20 protein-coding genes are annotated in these 18505 nt (G+C 50.6%); 4 read left to right on the plus strand and 16 right to left on the minus strand.

The annotated features are described in order from the left end of the window. Positions 1 to 25 precede the first annotated feature (25 nt). A complete protein-coding gene (locus tag AXG56_RS13895; protein ID WP_026577709.1) occupies positions 26 to 787 on the plus strand; it encodes an ABC transporter ATP-binding protein in 762 nt (253 codons plus the stop codon). After that, positions 777 to 2717 carry an ABC transporter permease gene (locus tag AXG56_RS13900; protein ID WP_062515051.1) on the plus strand — a complete coding sequence of 647 codons (1941 nt, stop codon included), beginning with the start codon at positions 777 to 779 and terminating at the stop codon, positions 2715 to 2717. The genes AXG56_RS13895 and AXG56_RS13900 overlap by 11 nt, the downstream gene beginning before the upstream one ends. Before the next feature lie 317 nt (positions 2718 to 3034). Here the strand turns inward: AXG56_RS13900 and AXG56_RS13905 are convergent, their stop codons facing one another. Beyond that, positions 3035 to 3301, minus strand: coding sequence for a hypothetical protein (locus AXG56_RS13905; protein WP_062515053.1), 267 nt, complete (start codon positions 3299 to 3301; stop codon positions 3035 to 3037). Positions 3302 to 3409: 108 nt separating this feature from the next. On the opposite strand from AXG56_RS13905, the gene AXG56_RS13910 reads away from it, so the two are divergent. Continuing rightward, the gene (locus AXG56_RS13910; RefSeq protein ID WP_008638973.1) at positions 3410 to 3607 is read left to right on the plus strand and encodes a hypothetical protein; all 198 of its coding nucleotides are present in this window, start codon (positions 3410 to 3412) and stop codon (positions 3605 to 3607) included. Between the two features lie 3 nt (positions 3608 to 3610). Continuing rightward, positions 3611 to 4024, plus strand: coding sequence for a type II toxin-antitoxin system PemK/MazF family toxin (locus tag AXG56_RS13915; RefSeq protein ID WP_062515056.1), 414 nt, complete (start codon positions 3611 to 3613; stop codon positions 4022 to 4024). A gap of 46 nt (positions 4025 to 4070) precedes the next feature. On the opposite strand, the gene AXG56_RS13920 is transcribed toward AXG56_RS13915, so the two are convergent. The 15 genes from AXG56_RS13920 to AXG56_RS13990 all read right to left on the minus strand — a co-directional run bounded on the left by AXG56_RS13920 (position 4071) and on the right by AXG56_RS13990 (position 18113). Beyond that, a complete protein-coding gene (locus AXG56_RS13920; RefSeq protein WP_008638978.1) occupies positions 4071 to 4610 on the minus strand; it encodes a hypothetical protein in 540 nt (179 codons plus the stop codon). 56 nt (positions 4611 to 4666) lie between these two features. Continuing rightward, a complete protein-coding gene (locus AXG56_RS13925; protein ID WP_039871636.1) occupies positions 4667 to 5515 on the minus strand; it encodes a hypothetical protein in 849 nt (282 codons plus the stop codon). Between the two features lie 16 nt (positions 5516 to 5531). Then, positions 5532 to 6143, minus strand: a complete 612-nt coding sequence (locus tag AXG56_RS13930; protein WP_062515058.1) for a hypothetical protein — start codon at positions 6141 to 6143, stop codon at positions 5532 to 5534. A gap of 18 nt (positions 6144 to 6161) precedes the next feature. Further along, a complete protein-coding gene (locus AXG56_RS13935; RefSeq protein ID WP_235601506.1) occupies positions 6162 to 7283 on the minus strand; it encodes a lysozyme family protein in 1122 nt (373 codons plus the stop codon). Between the two features lie 4 nt (positions 7284 to 7287). After that, entirely contained in the window at positions 7288 to 9243 is a 1956-nt protein-coding gene (locus AXG56_RS13940) for a VirB4 family type IV secretion system protein (protein ID WP_369815274.1), read from the minus strand. A 4-nt stretch (positions 9244 to 9247) separates the two neighbouring features. Further along, positions 9248 to 9898 carry a hypothetical protein gene (locus tag AXG56_RS13945; protein WP_008634526.1) on the minus strand — a complete coding sequence of 217 codons (651 nt, stop codon included), beginning with the start codon at positions 9896 to 9898 and terminating at the stop codon, positions 9248 to 9250. Beyond that, a complete protein-coding gene (locus AXG56_RS13950) occupies positions 9882 to 10223 on the minus strand; it encodes a DUF5592 family protein (protein WP_008634529.1) in 342 nt (113 codons plus the stop codon). Before AXG56_RS13950 ends, AXG56_RS13945 begins: the two co-directional genes overlap by 17 nt. A gap of 14 nt (positions 10224 to 10237) precedes the next feature. Continuing rightward, positions 10238 to 12595 carry a pLS20_p028 family conjugation system transmembrane protein gene (locus AXG56_RS13955; protein ID WP_062515061.1) on the minus strand — a complete coding sequence of 786 codons (2358 nt, stop codon included), beginning with the start codon at positions 12593 to 12595 and terminating at the stop codon, positions 10238 to 10240. A 12-nt stretch (positions 12596 to 12607) separates the two neighbouring features. Next, entirely contained in the window at positions 12608 to 12838 is a 231-nt protein-coding gene (locus tag AXG56_RS13960) for a hypothetical protein (RefSeq protein ID WP_062515063.1), read from the minus strand. Continuing rightward, a complete protein-coding gene (locus tag AXG56_RS13965; protein ID WP_062515065.1) occupies positions 12819 to 15200 on the minus strand; it encodes a VirD4-like conjugal transfer protein, CD1115 family in 2382 nt (793 codons plus the stop codon). The genes AXG56_RS13960 and AXG56_RS13965 overlap by 20 nt, the downstream gene beginning before the upstream one ends. Before the next feature lie 47 nt (positions 15201 to 15247). Then, complete coding sequence (locus tag AXG56_RS13970; protein WP_008634543.1) at positions 15248 to 16351, minus strand: hypothetical protein; 1104 nt, start codon at positions 16349 to 16351, stop codon at positions 15248 to 15250. Positions 16352 to 16427: 76 nt separating this feature from the next. Further along, positions 16428 to 16697 (minus strand): hypothetical protein, encoded by a 270-nt coding sequence (locus AXG56_RS13975; protein ID WP_008634546.1) that lies wholly within the window; start codon positions 16695 to 16697, stop codon positions 16428 to 16430. A 389-nt stretch (positions 16698 to 17086) separates the two neighbouring features. Continuing rightward, positions 17087 to 17515: a hypothetical protein gene (locus AXG56_RS13980; protein WP_153017431.1), complete on the minus strand. Its 429-nt coding sequence runs from the start codon at positions 17513 to 17515 to the stop codon at positions 17087 to 17089. Between the two features lie 72 nt (positions 17516 to 17587). Then, entirely contained in the window at positions 17588 to 17836 is a 249-nt protein-coding gene (locus tag AXG56_RS13985; protein ID WP_035388115.1) for a hypothetical protein, read from the minus strand. A gap of 25 nt (positions 17837 to 17861) precedes the next feature. After that, positions 17862 to 18113 (minus strand): hypothetical protein, encoded by a 252-nt coding sequence (locus AXG56_RS13990; RefSeq protein ID WP_008640531.1) that lies wholly within the window; start codon positions 18111 to 18113, stop codon positions 17862 to 17864. Positions 18114 to 18505: the final 392 nt, after the last annotated feature.

The raw sequence follows: 18505 nt of genomic DNA on the forward strand, positions 1-18505 counted from the left end.
GTCATAGAACAAGGGAGGTCATACCATGAGTATATTAGAAGCTACGAAAATCCATAAAAGCTACGGCAATAAATTCACGAAGCAGCACGTACTAGAAGGCATCAACCTGACCATCGAAAAAGGCGAATTCGTCACGATCATGGGAGCATCCGGTTCCGGAAAGACGACACTGCTGAACGTCCTTTCCTCCATCGACCGGGTAAGCCACGGAACCATCAAAATCGACGGACAGGTCATCACCGGCCAGAAAGACAAAAAGCTGGCTGAGTTCCGGAAGCATCACCTCGGATTCATTTTTCAAGATTACAACCTGCTCGATACGCTCACAGTGAAGGAAAACATTCTTCTGCCGCTGTCCATCGCCAACGTTAAAAAGAAGCAGGCGAATGAGCGGTTCCAGGAGGTAGCGGAAGAGCTCGGGATCAAAGAAATCGAAAACAAATACCCGAATGAAATCTCCGGCGGTCAAAAGCAGCGGACTTCCGCAGCAAGAGCGTTCATCCATGATCCGAGCATCATTTTCGCCGATGAACCGACAGGCGCGCTCGATTCGAAATCAGCGTCTGATCTCCTTAGTAAGCTCGGTCGTTTGAACGAGCGGAAAGAGGCGACGATCGCTATGGTCACCCACGACCCAGTCGCAGCAAGCTACAGTACCCGCGTCATCTTCATCAAAGACGGACAGATCTACACACAGCTGAATAAAGGAGACCAGCAGCGGCAGGAATTCCTGAAAGACATCATGAAAACCCAGGGCGTCCTCAGCGGGGTGCACTATGAATATTAATCAACTGATTATCCGCAATTTGAAAAAGAATGTGAAGAACTATTACCTGTACTCTTTCGCTCTCATTTTCAGTGTCGCCCTTTACTTCTCGTTCGTGACGCTGCAGTATGATCCGGCTATGAGCATGGATGGATCGATCAAGGGCGAGGCTGCGCTGCGGGTCGCTTCCGTTCTCTTGATTGCGATCGTAGCCATCTTCCTCATCTATGCGAACAATATCTTCATCAAGCGGCGAGGGAAGGAAATCGGATTGTTCCAGCTGATCGGAATGACGAAGAACCGGATTTTCCGGCTCATCAGCCTGGAGAACCTGATCGTTTATTTCGGCTCCTTGATTGTCGGGACGTTCGCCGGTTTCGCCGTCTCGAAGCTGATGATGATGGCGCTCTTCCGGATTACAGACATCGAGGAAGTCGCCACGTTGTCCTTTTCCGGGAAGGCCTTGATCCAAACGATCCTTGTCTTCATGGCAATCTATCTGTTCATCATGCTGCTCAACTACTTTTTCATCCGCAGACAGAGTATCCTGTCGCTGTTCCGGACGAAATCGAAGACGGAGACGAGAGTCGGGAACATATCCGTCTGGGAGATTCTGATGGGTATCTTCGGACTGACCCTGATCATCGCAGGCTACTACGTCTCCTCGAAGCTGTTCAGCGGGGATTTCAATTCCATGAACCAGCTGTTTGCGGCAATGGTCTTTATTCTGGCAGCGGTCATCATCGGAACGTACTTCTTTTATAAAGGATCGGTACGCTTCGTATCGAACCTGCTTCGCAAAAATAAGCAGGGATATTTGAACATCAATGAAGTGTTGTCCTTATCATCGATGATGTTCCGGATGAAATCGAATGCGATGCTCCTGACGATCATCACGACCGTCTCCGCCCTCGCTATCGGTCTGCTGTCGCTCACCTACATTTCGTACTATTCGGTCTATGATGTCGGAAGCATTTCTTCTCCGGACGATTTCAGTTTCGTGTCCGAAGAAGATGCGGACGCCTACACGGAGGCGCTTGATCAGACCGGCATCGCCTACAGCGAAGAAAAGGTCGACGTTACAGACGCACGGGTGATGGTCAAAGACATTTTTGGTACGAATTTAGAGGAAATGCAAATAGAGAACAATCAAATGGATATGCCGGTCGTCGCTGATACGGCTCTGGAGGACACGGTGCTTGAGGATGATCAAGTCCTGTTCGCCGGCTACAACGATGCGTACATGCAGATGTCGCAGTTGAAGGACGAGGGCAAGGTGCAGTTGATCACATCAGAAGGGAAGATGGACGCAGATTACATCGGCAGCACGAAAGAAAACGTCCTCTCCAGAGCCTTCACGTTCGGCGCACCAGCGGCCGTCGTCAGTGAGAACACCTTCCAAAAGCTGAAACAGGAGCAGCTGGACGATATCCAGACCACCTACGACACGTACACAGGGGTGAACGTGGAAGACAGAGCGGACATCGAAACGGCGGATGATATCTTCCAATCGATGACATTTGCGAAGGAGAACGAAAACCTGTCCCTCTATGCGCAGACGGAGTCACAGAAAAAAACAATGGGATTGAGTATGTTCATTGTCGGCTTCCTTGGACTTACCTTCCTCGTCACATCCGGCTGTGTTCTATACTTCAAGCAGATGGACGAAGGGGATGAAGAGAAACCGAACTACACGATTCTGAGAAAGCTCGGCTTCAGCCGCGGCGATCTCCTGCGGGGAATTCAAGGGAAGCAGTTGTTCAATTTCGGCATCCCGCTCGTCGTCGGTCTGCTGCACAGCTACTTCGCCGTCCAATCCGGCTGGTTCTTCTTCGGAACGGAGCTGTGGACACCGATGTTCGTCGTCATGGGCGTCTACACCCTGCTCTATTCCGTCTTCGGATTATTGTCGGTCCTGTATTACAAACGCATTATAAAAGAGGCACTCTGATGAGTGCCTCTTTTTTCAGCTTGCTGAAGAAGTATTTTCATAGGAAGCGAGCGGGCTCCGGGGAATCGAGCGCTTTCCGTGGGGTGGCCGGTGAGCCTCCTCATCGTTCTGCTCTTCCGGGGTCTCACCTGTGCCACTATTCCCACAGGAGTCTGCTCAATTCCCCTCCACCCTTTACCATAATTCCCTTCCTTTTGTTTCATTCACGTTATCCATCGTTATCGTTATTTGATGGAAAAGTTTCATAGAAGGAGGATTTTTATTCCTTCCTTCGATTTTTTAAGATTTCACAGCCGGAAAAAGGGAACCATCCCTAATCAGCCGAATAAATGAAGCAGCCAGCCTGCCCCGGAGAAGAGAAGCACGATCGCCAGGATGACAAGGAAGATATAAAACAGGACGGCCAGGATGTGAAAGGCCACCACGGCGGCCATAAGCAGGATGATCAGCAGCAGAAACAGCTGCAGCATATCCTTCGTATGTACGATCAGGAAATAAGCGGCAAAGGCAGCTACGGCCAGCAGCAGAAGCCTCATCGCCCACAGGCCTATTTTCTTAAATGGGATCGATTTCTCTCCCTTCATCGTATCCCCTCCTTTTCTAAGTATGTATGTTTTTGTTATTCAATCCGTGATTTCTGTGCATTTCCATTGTGATATAATGGAAAAAACAAAACCATCGGAGGTGCTTCCATGAGCGCAGACAAACAGACAGAAGCAGAGATGCTGAAAGAAATCGAACGACTTCAGAAGATCGAGGAGCAGCAGCGGGACATTCTCGACAAACAACCCGGAGAAAAGCCGGCCGACCGCCTGCGCACAGACGGGAAAGGCAAAGTGATCATCGACAAGGACGACAAAGAACTTCGCAAGCTGTGGGATGTGGAGTAATCGATGAGCGATATCTACACACCCCAAATGAAGGACGTCGTCTGGGTGGACATCGACTTTTATGACAAAAAAACAGGGGAAATGAGCAATAAAGGCGCCCGTCCCTGTGTCGTCATGAAGGTGGAAGACGATCAAGTCCACCTGCGGACGTTGACCTCGCAGATCAAAACATATCCAGCGAACAAACACGGCGTCCTCGTCGAAAAAGACGACGTCAATAAACTGAAGAAGGATTCCGCCGTCCTCTGCACGTCCGATAACTATTTCTTCATGAGCAGAGAAGAAATCGGACACCTCGAAAAGTCAGGCGAGATCTCCACGGCTCAAATGCTTGACGTCATGCGGAAATCCGTCGCCTGCAACCGGATGGATATCCAGCTGAGAAAAAGCGTCCAGAAATCAGGATCCCTATCCTGATGCCCTCTCCACAAACAGGAAGCCCCCTTAGTTAAGGGGGCTTTTATTACAGCTGATTTTCTGCAGATTTTGTTTTCGTCTCCTGCCTGACACTGCTTTCCATCTTCGTAATCGTCTGCTGCGGGACATTAAACGTCTCCATGACCTCCTGCTTGCTGGTCCGGTACGTCTGCTCCGCGGACAGTCGGTTGACGAGATTTTCTTCCGTCAATTCGCCGCTGTTTTCTTTTTTCACCATATCCCACAAGTTCTGATACTGGGCTTTCAAATCCTTCATCGATTCTGCTTTTGCGCTCGCCTCCGGATTGACCAGATCAAGCCCTTTGGCATGCTCGAGTTCCTTCGCGGAAAGCATGAACGACGTCTGCCGCCCCTCCATCTGCGCTTCTCTCAATTCCGCTGCGTTCTCTTTCGTGAGCAGATCGGATAGGTGTACCCTTTTTTCTCCGTTCTCGATGATGCCACCCGGCTCGATGGCATATTCCTGTGTATGATCGGTATTCATATCCCGCAGCATCAAATACTGCTGGCTTTTATCTGCCGGCTCGAATACGATCGTCCCCATCAGGTTCTCTTCTCGTTCCATCCTATCTCATCCTTTCTGTTAAAAGCAGCCCCGGCTTCCTGCAGGGCCGCCCTTCTTCAATCGGTTGTCTCAAGGAGCTGCTCGCGCTCCCGCTGTTCTGTCTTTTGAATCTTATCGTCGAATCGCTCCAAGTCCATCTTCAAGCGCTCTATTTCTTTCGCTGTCTCGTTCTTTTTAACTTCCAGTGCATTGATGTCATTGTCTGTCTGAAGTTTCTCTTCATCGGTCTGGTAGACTTTATCCTCGCGCAGGGAAGCGATCCGTTCCTCTGCATCCTTGGAATCTGCCTTCAGATCCTTGATGTCTTCTTCTACGGTTTGGATATTCTCTCTGATGCCTTCAATGATGAGGTCGGTCGTGTAGGAAATGTACTCGCCGCTCTCCCGTTCCTCAATCGATGCTTCTTCCACTTCCCTGTAGTCGGCATACAACGTCCTCAGGATGGAGCGGCCGGACTGCTCCTCTTCCGCCTCTTCCTCCTCGGGGACTTCTTTCGTTCCGATCAAATCGAGAGCGACCTGAGTATAATCAGGCGACAGTCCTTCCAAACGGACGACGTAGTGGTCTTCGTACTGGAAAACGACCTCGGTATCGACCTCGCTGCCGTCGCTTCTCTGGAAGGCTTCAAAATCGATCGTGTCGTATTCATTCTTCAGATGTCCCGTATCGATGATGACCTCCATCTGCCCCGTCTTCGGATCATAGATCCACCGGTTGATGACGACATTCTCCGTGGAGGAAACCTTGATATCTTCGTTGACAGGAGAAGACAGCACCTCCACCTTCTCCTCGAAAACAAACCCGGACGTCAGGAAAAACGCGAGCCCAAGAAAGACGCCGCCGAGGATGGTCATATACATCCGGTTCGACTTCCTCCTCAGATTCACTTTATCTTTGTTGAACATAGCTTCACCCCTTTTGTCACACGTCGTTCGCTTCCGGATCTTCCTCTTTCACTTCTTCTGTATCTGCGAACAAATCCTCGATGTCTGTCGCAATCCAAGCATCCTCTTCATAGACGAAGTGAACGCGCAGAAACATCTTGGACTTGTCTTTCTTTCCGGTTTCCAAGTAGTCGATTTCATGCTCGACTTCGATCAGCACATCGACTTCCTTCTGATTCGCATCCATGTTCTGAATGTAATACTCTTCGCTCAAAAGCTTCGACTCCACGTTGTTCTGATTGAATTCATCCGCCGGGAAGTACCGCTCCTGCAAGGCTTCACTCATGACGCCCACCGCTTGGTCCTTCCGCTGCTGGTAGCCTTCGATCTTCTGGACGAAGACGAGGTTCACAAACAGCTTCGCCTGACTCTGCAAGTCATCGAACCGCTGCTCGCGTGCGGTGTTGGAGATGTTCTTCTCCTTATCCTCGAGCACCCGGTTCTCGTCCTGAAGCTCCTGATTCGCTTTGGCGACTGCCTCGTACTCGTCTCCTTTCTTGCCATTGGCATAGAAGAAGTACGCATTGACCGCCAGCAAAAGGACGAGAATGATCAACGACACGTGTTTGAATAGTTTTATACTGTTCATATCGCTTTCTCCTTGCTGTTAAAATCCGAGAACCTCTTTCGGATCCATATGTCCGCTCCACATTTCTTTTTTCGTTTCCAAATGCAGGTGAGGTCCCGTCGATCTTCCTGTCGTTCCGCAGACGCCGAGTTTATCGCCCGCCTGAATTCGCGAACCTTCCGATACGTCGATGCTCGACAAATGGGCATAGTGGGTGTACAGCTGATCTTCATGCTGGATGACGACGGAATTCCCATAAGTTCCCGCCCCCTGGCTGTACACGACCACTCCGTCTCCGACCGAGTGGATCGGTGTTACGCCGCCCATACAGGCGAAGTCGATGCCGTTGTGCATCGATTTTTCCTCTCCTGTCACCGGGTGGGTCCGGTAGCCGTAATCACTGGTGATTTCCGCACTGCCCTGGATCGGCCGGACGAAATCACCGTTGAAGCTTGGGGAGATGCCCGCAATCGCGTCACTCGACACAGGATGGTAATACTTCAGGACCGCATCGACATACATCACATCTCCGTAACAGGCGCCGCTTGGAACGGAATCCCCGCGGATACAGCTGTACAGGCCTGTATGCTTCAGCTTCTCATACATCATTTGCGAAAAAGAAACAGCGAGGTCCTCGGTATAAGCACCGCCGCGGTCATTCACATAATCGATGAACCCGCCGCCGAAGTTATACGACTGGAGGGCCAGTTTAATATCCCCGTTCGCCTTCTCGAGGACGCTCTTATAATGTTTGACGCCTTGTTCGATCGATGCCTTCGGGTCGGTGATGCAGCCAATGTAGCCGCACTTGCTCTCACTTGCCTGGAACGGATCATCCCCCCCGCCGCCCGACTCCTGCATCATCATCGCAAGCAGGACGTCGACGTGGCTCTCGATCCCGAATTCCCTGGCATACATTTCAACATCGCTCCGGTAGCCTTCCACCGTATCATTAAGTGGAAAGGTACCCGGGGGAAGGCTGATGATTTCCCCGGACGTCCCACTGTTACTATCCGATCCGCCGATGAAGCTCTGGAAGATGCCGACACCGAGGACAAAAAGGAAAAAACCGACGACAACGACGAGCAGGATGATCAATTTCGCTTTGAGCGAGAGGAAGCCTGCTCCCAGTTTGACTGCGTTCTTCGCTAGATTGCTCAATGGATCAAGCACCTCCACCGAATAAGTCCAGCTCCTCCTTCGACACATCGACGTTCATCTTGATGTTCTTCACAGACGAGATCGACAACAGCACCTGTCCAGTCTGGAGGAAGGGAATCTGATTCAATTCACTGTCATTTAATTGCCCCACGAAAACCTCTTTCAGCCTGCTCAACGATTCGCTGTCCTGTTCGGCGATGAATTTGTACTGCGTCAGACTAAACAGCTTCTTCACTTCTTCGGCGCTGTTCTGATCAGCGTTCTCCGGTACGAAGTCGGTGATCAGGTGGCTGGCGAAGAAAATGCCGCCGAAATATTTCCGTGCCTCCCGCATGAAGCGCTGCAAATACTGGACGCCGTGTTCCGAACCTTTTCTCGTATTGATAATGTGGTGGGCTTCATCGATCAGGATCAAATAACGGATAGCATCCTCAAATTCGAGGCGGTGCTTGTTGAACGCCTGGAATTGCGGCTGTCCGTTATTCAACATGCCGTCCCACAGCATGTTCATGACATTGAACAGCTGGGCCTGGAAAATTTCCGGCTTCAGCTCGGATAGATTACGGAGCGGAAACGATACAAAGTACTCGTGGTCGAAGTTATCGATGCTCGACGGTCCGTCAAATAAGTGCGCATAGTTCTGGACGAGGTTGGATATGTTCAGTTCGATATGTTCCAGACGCTCGCGGCGGACGACGCCGATATTTTCATAGACTCGCTGGGCATCAATGTCTTCATACAGCTCTTTCCGCAGGTAGTAGAGGAAGTCACTGAACGTCGGATATTCCTCTGCCTTCCGGTCGGTGATGCGGTTCTCTTCCTCCCCTTCGACCCATAAGCCGTGTTCGACGTACAGGTTGCGCAGGAGATTCTCGTATTCTTTGATTTCCGCATTGGTCGTATCCGGGTTCAAAAAGCGGTAGAAGACGCTCATTTTACTAAGGTGCTGGGTGAACGAGAGCTGCTCGTTCGCCGTGCCGTCATCGTTCGATGCTGTCTTATAGACGTGCAGCGGATTGATGATCCCGTTCGATCCGTCGAGGGCGATGATTTTTCCACCGAGAGCATGGGTCAGATCCTCAAACTCTCCGGTAATATCAAGAATCCGGACTTTGTGCCCCTTCACCGCATTATCAAGCGCCACCTTCTTCAGAAGCGTCGACTTCCCTGATCCCATTTTTCCGATCATGAGGGCGTTGTAGAACTTACGCTTCTGGTCTTTATGGAACAAATCGAAAATGACGTTGCCGTTGGTGTCCGTCGTTCCGTAATGGGTACCGAACGGATCGTTCAGAGCGGTGAAGTGGAACGGAAAGCCGCCCGCAAGCGACAAGGACGGAATCTCGACCCCTTTCCGTTTGTTCGGATATTTCTGCTGGGTCGAGTAGCTGCTGAACAGCCCTTCCCACTCGTATTCCTGCTCATTGAGAAACACACTTCCCCGGAAGTTGAGAGATTCGAGCGTATCGATGACTTCTTTGACGGTACGCTCCAGCTCATCGATCGTCTTCGCACTGACAAACAGACGAAGGATGATCCGCTTCAACACTTCTCCCTGACGGATTTCATTGTAGATGTCCTGAAGCTCTTCATAGCTCTGGGATGCTTCGATCAAGTCCGAGGTATCCTTGGCATTCTCTCCGCGGACTTTCTGCTCGGCCATACTCTTGTTGATATTATCCATGACTTCCTTCCGGTTCGGGGTACTGATATCCAGGCTTGCCACGACGTTCGGCATGTTCATGATCTGCTCGAGCCAGAAGTCGGAAACGATCGTTTGGAAATCGTAGATGTGGATGCTTGTTTCATAGCCGTCCCCTTTACGGATGAAGGCTTCGTCGAACTTGATGCCGCCCTGACTCTGAATCTCAGACAGCAGATAAGGGTTGTAACCATAGACTTCTTTGTCATCTTTCTTCTCCGTGTCCGATGGCTTGAATCGGCTTAATATCGCTTGCAGCACGTCACATGTCCCCTCTCGCTGTTTTGTTCTTGGAATTCAGATTGAACAGTTTATACAAAATGTTGATCTTCTTCTCTTCACTCAGCCTCACGACCGGCAGCGACACGCTGATAAGCCGGTCGATATTCTTGATCCGCGAGTGCAGGGAATACTCATCATCGGCATAGATGAAGAGGTAATATTCCCGGTTCGTTCGTTCCTTCTCGATGAACTGCAGCTCCTTCAGCTTCTGCTCGAGAAAAAAACGGTATTCCCGCTTCGTCGTCTTCTCGAGCCTGCGCAGAATATGACGCTGCTGGGTGCTCGTGTCGACAGGGAAGTTCAGCGGGATGATCTTGATATCGTTCAAGTACCACTGGTAGAAATAAGCCAGCGTATAGATGTTCTTATCCTTATCCGATTGATTGAGGGAATAAATATCCTTCGATGTCAGCTGGACAATTTCGAAATAGCCTTCTTCATGGTTCAGCTGAAAATACCCGTTCGCCGTCATATCGATGACAGGAGAAATCTCAGCGAAACTGGATTTCACTTTGATTTTCTTCGATTTCCGTTCCTTCTGCTCCTGGATGTTCGCTTCGTCGAAAACCGACCGCTGCTTCTGCTCCGGCACCGACTGCCGTTTCATTTGTTTTTCATCGAATAAAGCCATCTGTATCACCTACCACTTCATTATTCTCATCGCTCTCGTCCACCTCATAATCAATGGCGATATATGTGTCCTTCCTTCTTCGCAGGGAAAGGTAGATCGCTTCATACATCCGCTTCTTCGGATTCGTCGCAGGCCGGATGATCGTCAGGCCCGCGACGATGATCATGAATATATAGAAAAGCCACGTGAAGGAAGCGTGAACGACATTGCTCATCACAAACGTAAACAAAAGCAGTCCGACGAGGATGCCGAGATCGGTCAGGTACAACGCCTTATTGATCTTCAGCTCACTCGTCACGTTCTTGGGTATGCGGTAATTCGCCATGGTTTCCCTTCCTTCTATCCTTTAAATTTCTTCACTTGTTTCTTGACGTTGCGCTTCATTGCTTTGCCGGTGTTCCGGCCGACTTGGTAGCCCGTGCGCGTATGCTGGACGGTCCGGTTGTTCTGGAAAGTATCGCGGAGCACGTGGCCGACGTGGCGCTCTTCCACCACCTGCTCCTGTTCATGGATGACCTCCCGCGTTCCGGATCCGGAAGAGCCGCCGGAGACAGGGCGTGAACTGCCGCCGCTTGACGTTGTTCTCGTCGTCGTCCGTCTTTCCTGTCTTGCCGGAGCCGGTGAAGCGCCGGAAGAAGGCGCTGCCGGACCGGCAGTCGTCGTCTTCGTCGTTGTCGTCACCCGCTCGACAGGTGCAGACCCGCTCGATCCGGATGCCGCCGGTCTACTGCCGGAAGAACCGCTGGAGGCAGAGCCCGCCCCGCGTGGAGACGATCCGGGAGAAACGGTGCCGCTAGAGCTCGATGCTCCTTTTTCTGATGTGCCCGGAGCCGTTTCAGTCCCTCCGGATCTTGATGCTGTGGAAGAAGAACCGGAAGATGCGGTTCCCGGACGGTTGCCCCCGGAGACTCCTGCAGCAGGAGCTCCGCTCTCTGTGGAGTGCTCCGCGGATGTTCCCGTGCTGCCACGGTCCTCCGCCCCTCCAGGAGCATTCGGCATCCGCTGCACACCCTGCTCAGGTCCCGAAGCCGGTGCTCCGGACGTTTGTGCTCCAGAAGCTCCGCCGGTCGGAGCGCCGGAGCCGGTTCCGGATTTCTCTCCTTGTCCAGCTGCGCCGCCTTGCCCCGGTTTTCCGGCGTCGTTCGCCTTCTTCCCTTGTTTTGAAGGAGGCGTTCCTGCACCTGTATAGCCTTTCTTCGCCATTTCATCATGAAGGGACGGCGGACCCGCAGCTCCCGAAGCAGATTCTTCCCCGTCCTGCTTATCCATCTCATCATGGATCGAACCGGGAGCCTGCTCGTTGGCCGTGGTCGTTTCCTCGACACCGGCTGCCGCTTCACGTCCGCCGCTCTCTGCTTCTGATTCGGCCGTTTGATTATTTTTCTGCTCGTGACTCGGTGCCGACTTAGGAGCTCCACCCTTTTGTCCGGCAGAGGCTTCCCCCGAGCCCTGCTGTTTGCCGGCTAAACCACCGGCGACGCCGACGAGTCCACCGACAGCGCCTGCCGATTTATTGACCATTGCGCCGCCTGTCCGTCCTGCACTTTTAGCAAGTCCCTGGGCTCCTCTTGCCGCCGCATATGTACCTGCCAATGCACCCCATCCGGACTTCAATCCGGCGTCGATGCCGAACAGCCGCTCGACGATATTCGGCCCTTCTATCACCGCTGCGGCAAAGCCGATCATGGCGATCAAATAGACGATGCCGTCGAAGTTCTCTCCGATCCAGCCGGTCCCGATCATGTACACTTTCATACTGAGAAAAATCATGATCGTAACGAGGAAGATGTTCAGGATGTTCTGTACGACCTGCTTCATCTTCTGTCCGTTGTGAATATCCGTCGGCGCAATGATGCCCGCCAGAACGTAGTTGAAGGCGAGCTCGAAGAACAGCTTGGCAAGCTTCACGGAAATGGTGATCAGCACAAAAGCCATAATCAGAAGTGTCCCGATCATATTGATCCAGTCCACCGTATAGCGGTAGTAATACTCCTTCGTAATATCCGTGATCCAGCTGCCGTCCTCGAGGTCGATAATTTTCCGCGATCCGTCACCGAGGGTCTCGACTTTATGGCTTAATATTTTTTCTCCGTCATTACTAAGGTTCTCTTCTTCCGTTATATCGCTGTCCTTTTGTAAGTAGGAGTTGATATTGATGTCTGTAGCGAATTCGGGATCGATGTTGTTCTTTTCCTCCAGCTCCGGATTATCCCAACCGTTGATATCATACAGTCCGATATCTGTAATATTGCTTTTCACGACCTGTGAGGCGATCTTCCCGCCTTCGCCGGAATAGTTGATCGCCTGGATCGCGTCATCCGTAAAGCGGTCCGCCTTCTGCATTCCTGTTCCGAGCACGACGATGATCATCAGTGCCATGATCAGGTTCGTGAAGACGCCCTCCCTGTTGAACTTCTTCTGAAAAATCAGCAGGTAGCCGATATATAACAGGTTGAAGGCCAGCAGGATGACGAACACAGGCTGGAATTGATCGACGAAATCGACGAAATCCTGATTGTTATAGAAGGATTTCAAGCCGAGAATCGTATCCGCTACATCTTCCAGCGCATCGACGATCCACGCGAGCCCCTTGACGAACATCCACAGCACCCAGCGGAAGGTATCCTGAATGATCGTCCCTTTCGTCAGGTAGTCTCCGAATTCCAACAGTTTCTGGAGTATTTCCTCATCACTCATTCCTGCTTCCCCCTATCCATTCGTAAATAGGAAACGTTCGACCGTCGAATTGACCGACTCGTCGTAATGATCGACGAGAATGCGGTATTTCGACGTGTCCGGATCCATATGGATTTTACATAATCCGTCCTGCAGCTGGACGACGAGTTCATGATCTTCCAAATGGTCTTTATGCTTCTCAAGCACCTCGACAAGGGAAAGAGGATCGTCCTCTTTCGCCCGCTTATACCAACCGTCTTTCATTGTCTCCCGCTCCTTCCCTTTGTCTCGCATCCTCTATTTTGTCGACGATGAGCTGATACGTATGACCGGCTATCCGCCCCTCTTCCTGAAGGCTTTCAAGCAGTTCAAGAAAATCATCCGCCGGCATGTCGCGAAGCTCCTCTACGTGGTGATCCGTCGCCCTGTCTACCGTCTGCTCGATGAAAACGAGGATGTTGTCCTCTCCCAGCAGCTCACCGATAGAGCCGGCACCGGCATGTTCCTTTTCTTCACCGAACCGGTACGTGACCTGCTTCAAGTCCAACGTTTCGTGCTGGCAGCGGATATCGAGTTCATGAATGGAGGCCGATGTATCGAAGTCATCTGCCAAGTATTCATAGCGGTATTTCATCCGTGTTTCTCCCGTGTTGAAGATCGGGTAGGCCTTGATCGTCTTCCGCTTCTTATCCTGGCGTTTGATGCCGCGGATCACGACCGTTTCGCCTTCTTTCAGCTGGAACAATTCCGTCGCATTCAGAAGACTGCGGCCGTCCGTTCCTTCTGTCTTGCTTTTATCAAACGACAATGTGCTGCCGCTCCGGCTGTGGGAGGTGATCGTTTTCTCGCCGAGTTTCTTCGATACTTCTTCGGCCGTATCGTTGTTCGTCGTCAGGATGTAGATCGTGTTGGCACAGTTGCCATCGATCGTCTCCCAATCCTGTTCGTACTTCTGTTTCAACTGCGCGTAAGCCTGAATGACAAGATTGAACTTGATATTTCTGCCGAGACAGACGGTGATCATCGACCCCATATCGTCAATGACCGGCATATTTCCGAACTCATCGAGAATGAAGACGACCTCCCTGATGCACTTGCCGCCCTTCGTATGACTCGCCGTCCTGGCAAGCTCTGTGTACAGCTGTTTCACATACAAGGAAGCAATGACGTGCAGCGACGTATCGTAATCGGGGGTGATCATGAACAAAGCGGTCGGCTTCTCGAACTGCTCGAACCGTTTGATACGGACCGCTTCTCCGCTTTTCTCCTGAACGCTGTAACGCACGTCCCCGTTTTCATCAATGGCGTCGACGGCAACCGTCATGGAAATGTCGCTGTCCTCGACTTCGATCCGCACGTGATCTCCGGCTGTCAGCTTTTCGTCATGATCGATAGCGAAGCGGCCCTTTTCATTTGTCCGTACCGATACCTGCCCTTCTGGAAAATGGACATAGACCCGGCTGAGCGGCTTCGTGAATCCGGTCATCGTTTTCCCGAAACCGATTTTCTTCATATCGAAACTGTTCATCGACGTCATCTTCGCAATCGGTGTAAGGGTGAAAATGCTCAGCTTGTCGAAGGTGTAAGAGAAAATGCCGGAGACCGTCTGGCTGGCTCCACTCGCGAATCGGATCGTCGCATACTGCAGCCTTGCCGGATGCTGTTCCGGTAAGCTGTCGAAAAAGCGGTCGAGCCCGGTTTCCGTATCTCCGGTGATTTCATCCATGTACTGTTCGCTCGCCAGCGTGTTCAAGGTATTGGCGACCGTGTACATCGTCACCTTCTCTTTCTGATGCGGGATGTTCTTCTCGCAAAGCCCGAGGATCAGTGCCGAACATAGAGCGGCGGCACTATCCTGCCAGAACTTATCCTTAGCGGATGGATCGCTGTACAGCATCGTGCTGATCGTCTTCGTATACTGCTCGGCTTTCGCCATATCTCCATCTTCATAGGCATCTATGACCAGCTGCAGCAGCTGGTAGGACATCGACTGGAGCGGGTTGTCCAGGTTCAGGACCTCCACATGGTAGCCCCGCTTCTCAAGCGTTTCCTTCGAGGCGGCGAACAGCTCGCCCTTCGGATCGTTCAGCACCATCGATGCCTGCTCCTCCGCCCTCGAATAAATGTCGATCATCGGGAAGATCCCCATCTCCCCTTTACCGGAACGGGTCGTACCGATCCATAGGTTGTTGACCGGCGAATCGTCAATGAAGATGTTATTCTTATACCTCGAGATCGGTGCGCCGCCGGTCCCCGGAAAGGATGCCTTCTTCTCCGGAACAGCCTTATACTGCGCCTTCAATTCTTTCAATGTCGTAAAACGGCTCGTCCCCTTATCCCCGCTTTTCTCCAAGTCTTTGAAGTTCGTCCGCAGTTTGTAGTACAGAATCCCGAACACGACAAGGGTGAGGACGGCCATACCGATATACACCTGGGACGGAATATGATCGAACGCCAGCACCAGGGACTGGATCGAGACGTCGAGATCGGACAGCTGCAGGAATGAATCACTGTTCCAGACGTCCTGGACCGTGATGGTTATTAGATTGATCACCGTATTTAATAGAAAAAAGACAAACACGGCCCCGAGTGAAGCCATAACGATATGGACACTCTTCTTTCGCATAATGATCACCTCTATGTAAAATGAAAAGACACCCTGTTCCAGGTGTCTTAAAGACTTTCTTTCTCCGCCTCAAGTTCTTTCTTCTCTGCTTTCAGGCTCTTTTCTTCCTTTTCCTTCGCGCCTTTCAAATCTCCGTCGATATCGGCAAGCGACTGATCGATCTCTTCATAGCGGGCAATTTTCTCAGACAGCTCTTCGCTGTTGTTGTTCTCAAGCTCCGCCTTCGCTTTTTCGATATCTCCGGTTTTCAAGTAGGCGTACGTTTTCTTCTCGCTTCGGTCTTTCGTCGTTTCGATATTCTCAATGGAAAGCACCTTGTCGTATTCCTCTTCGGCGTAGGCGATTTCGAACTTCGCTTCATTCGTCGGGTAAGCTTCATTGAAGGCTTTCAGCGCATCGATTCCTTGATTGTTAGCAATGAACGTCGCCGCCATCTTCGCGTCCTCCTCATACAACGACACGAGTTTATCGAACGCCTCTTCCTCTACAAGGTAGCCGGCGTAGATCTTCTGCTCTTCCCCGTCCAACTCGTCCAGATCCTGCTTGGCCAAGTATTCTTTCAAGGACGTGTCTTCCCCGAGAAGGGCAGCCTCATAGCGGGAGATGGCTTCTTCCTCGGCTTTCTTATCTGCCGCGACCGCTTCATATTGTGCTTGGAACGAAGCGATTTGGAGCAGGAAGAACGCGACGGTTCCGACTGTTGCCAGCGTGAAAAAGGCGGCAAGACCGTAAATCGTCCGGCGCTGCCACTTCTTCAGGCGGGAAATACGGGATCGATCGAGCCTGCGGAACGCTTCCTCTTCCACATTCTCCTCCTGTTTGAACTCCTCACTGACCAGCTCTTCCATCTCTGCCATCAACGCAAGGCGTTTCTTTTCTTTCTCCTTGCTCGTCCGGATTACCGGAAGCTTTTTCTTGATATGCATGTATAAATTCGGCGCGTAATAGGAACCGAACCGGAATGTACCGGAATAAATCGCGTCTCCGTTATTATCTTCTTCCAAAAGGTAGAACTCTCCATCGACCTCTTCCTTCTTCTCCCGCATTTCCTTCTCGATTTCCTGAGACAAGCGGACAGCTTCCGGAAACGGGATTTTCTCGAACTTGGCAATTTTGGAGTGTTCCACTTGAGTAAACACTACATATAACATTGATTCCGACCTCCAAACATACGAAAGCCACACCGGAAACAGCAGTGTGGCTTTGCATTAATATATAAGCGTTCTATTAAAACTTGATATTGTTGTCGATTCCGCTTGCGATACCGTACGCTCCCATAACGACGATCAGTCCGACCGCTCCTCCAAGGAACCAGCCGACAGAACGTCCGCGCCCGCGGTCGCCCCCGAACATCAGGAAATATCCCCCGACACAGAAAGCCAAAGCAGCTCCGATCAAACCAAGGCGCTGAGCCCATTGCAGAATCGACTGTCCCGTCTGAACGAGACCATCCATCCCATCAGCGGCTCCCAGCATCAACGTGTTTAACAGATTCATAGAAATCTTCCTCTCGCTTTTATTATATTGTCATGCCGATTACTATCGACTTACCTCTAAATCATACGTGTGCCAACCATACGGAAATTCAGGTATGGGCCTGCTGTCTTTAAACCGGTGACGGGCACCTTGGCAGACATGGTCCATGATAATACCCTTTACTTTCTGGCTGGAAGTAAGAACCCTGTGGCAACGTGACAGCATCCGAATGCCGCTTGCCAATGCACATCGTTTTTGGCTGTGTACGAAGAACCAGTAGAACAGCGCTGCACATGTCGTGGCAGGTTTTTGGAATCGAACCCTGCAAACCATTCTGTGTGGACGGACGCCTACGCGCTGAATAAGCGGCCGCACCTCTATTCAATTGTCTATTTCCATCGTACAGCCCCTTATGAATGGTCCGCTACGAATGTACGCAATGTCTCCTGATCCTTCTCCTGTATCAACTCTTCGGTCACTTCCAGCTCTGCTGCCGGCTGACCGTTCTCTATGTATGCAATCGTATCGATCGGCAGGAACAGATCCTTCTTTTTGCTGTCTTCGTTGAAAACTTCGTGTACGTCGTCCGACGCCTGTTGATCGTTGAAGTAGACGAGCGTCTGCCCCTCTTCTTCGAACACTTCTTCCAGTACAGGGAGGTATCCGTTATCCTCCGCTTCATAATCACTCAGTATATAAGCGAAGCCGGTGAAGTCCTCCTTGGCAATCTCCTCTTTGAACGCATCATATTCCTTCTCCTCGACAGGCTCTCCGCTCCCACAGGCCGCAAGCATCCCTGCGACTATGGCGAAAAGCATAACCAGCATCCATCGTTTCATCGATTCATCCCCCTGACGTTTGACGCTTCTTCCATTTTCAAGCTTACCCATCTATCAAAAGCAAAGATCTCCTCACTTCATCTTTCGCTTCTCGACATAGGTGTACAATTCATCCTCCGAATGTTTCCGCTTGGCAACGATGCGGCGGTCGCTGTTCACCGCCGTTCTCACCCGGTAGTAAATATCCGCTACCGGCTGGATCTTTCCGTTGTCTTTATTGACGGCAAGGGAGCCCTTCAGTTCATATACCTCATTATCAAACGTTTTGACAGATTTCGCTTTACATGAAAGATCCACATGTGAAAGCCGTTTTCTCCTCACCTGATCACCTCAAAGTCTTACGATATTATAGGAAGATATCGCCTTTATCCGCATACTGGAAGCCTTTAATGTGCTTGAACTGGATTTTCCTCGTATCGTTCTCTTCTTCTCTTAAAATCAGAAAATAGTTTTTGAAAATGAACAGTCGTTTGGCCGACACCTTTCTATGTGCGTCATAGACGACGAAATTGATCGGTTTCGACAAACGCCCCGTCTCCTCATCATATTTAATATCCAATTTATTTAAAGCCTGGTAAAATTTCGTGACAATATCCATCAACATAACCCCCATTATACATGAAAAAAATGACAGTGCAATCTATTTTACAAAAAAAGAAATACAAATTTCAGAAGCTTTACACTATATTACAAGAATATCATAAAGACAGGGGAGGTATAAAGGTTGATGTTTATAGATTCTGTGAATAATCCTGTTAGTTTCGAACTAGATTACGACAAACTTTTTACTCATTTTTGAAAAGTATTTTGCAGATAAAGACTCTCTTGGGGGTATAAAGTTATAAGCATAAAGTTACCGTCTCTCTTCATTAAGCTTGTAACCTGCAATCCTTTCATTTCCAAATACATCCACAAAAAGGGATAAAAGGAGTGCCGGTGTTTCTCTTTTTTATTCTATTTCGTTCCCTGTTATAGTATAGATAGAATACT

Origin of the sequence: Halobacillus sp. KGW1 (genome assembly GCF_001592845.1) — a bacterium.
Classification (GTDB): domain Bacteria; phylum Bacillota; class Bacilli; order Bacillales; family Halobacillaceae; genus Halobacillus.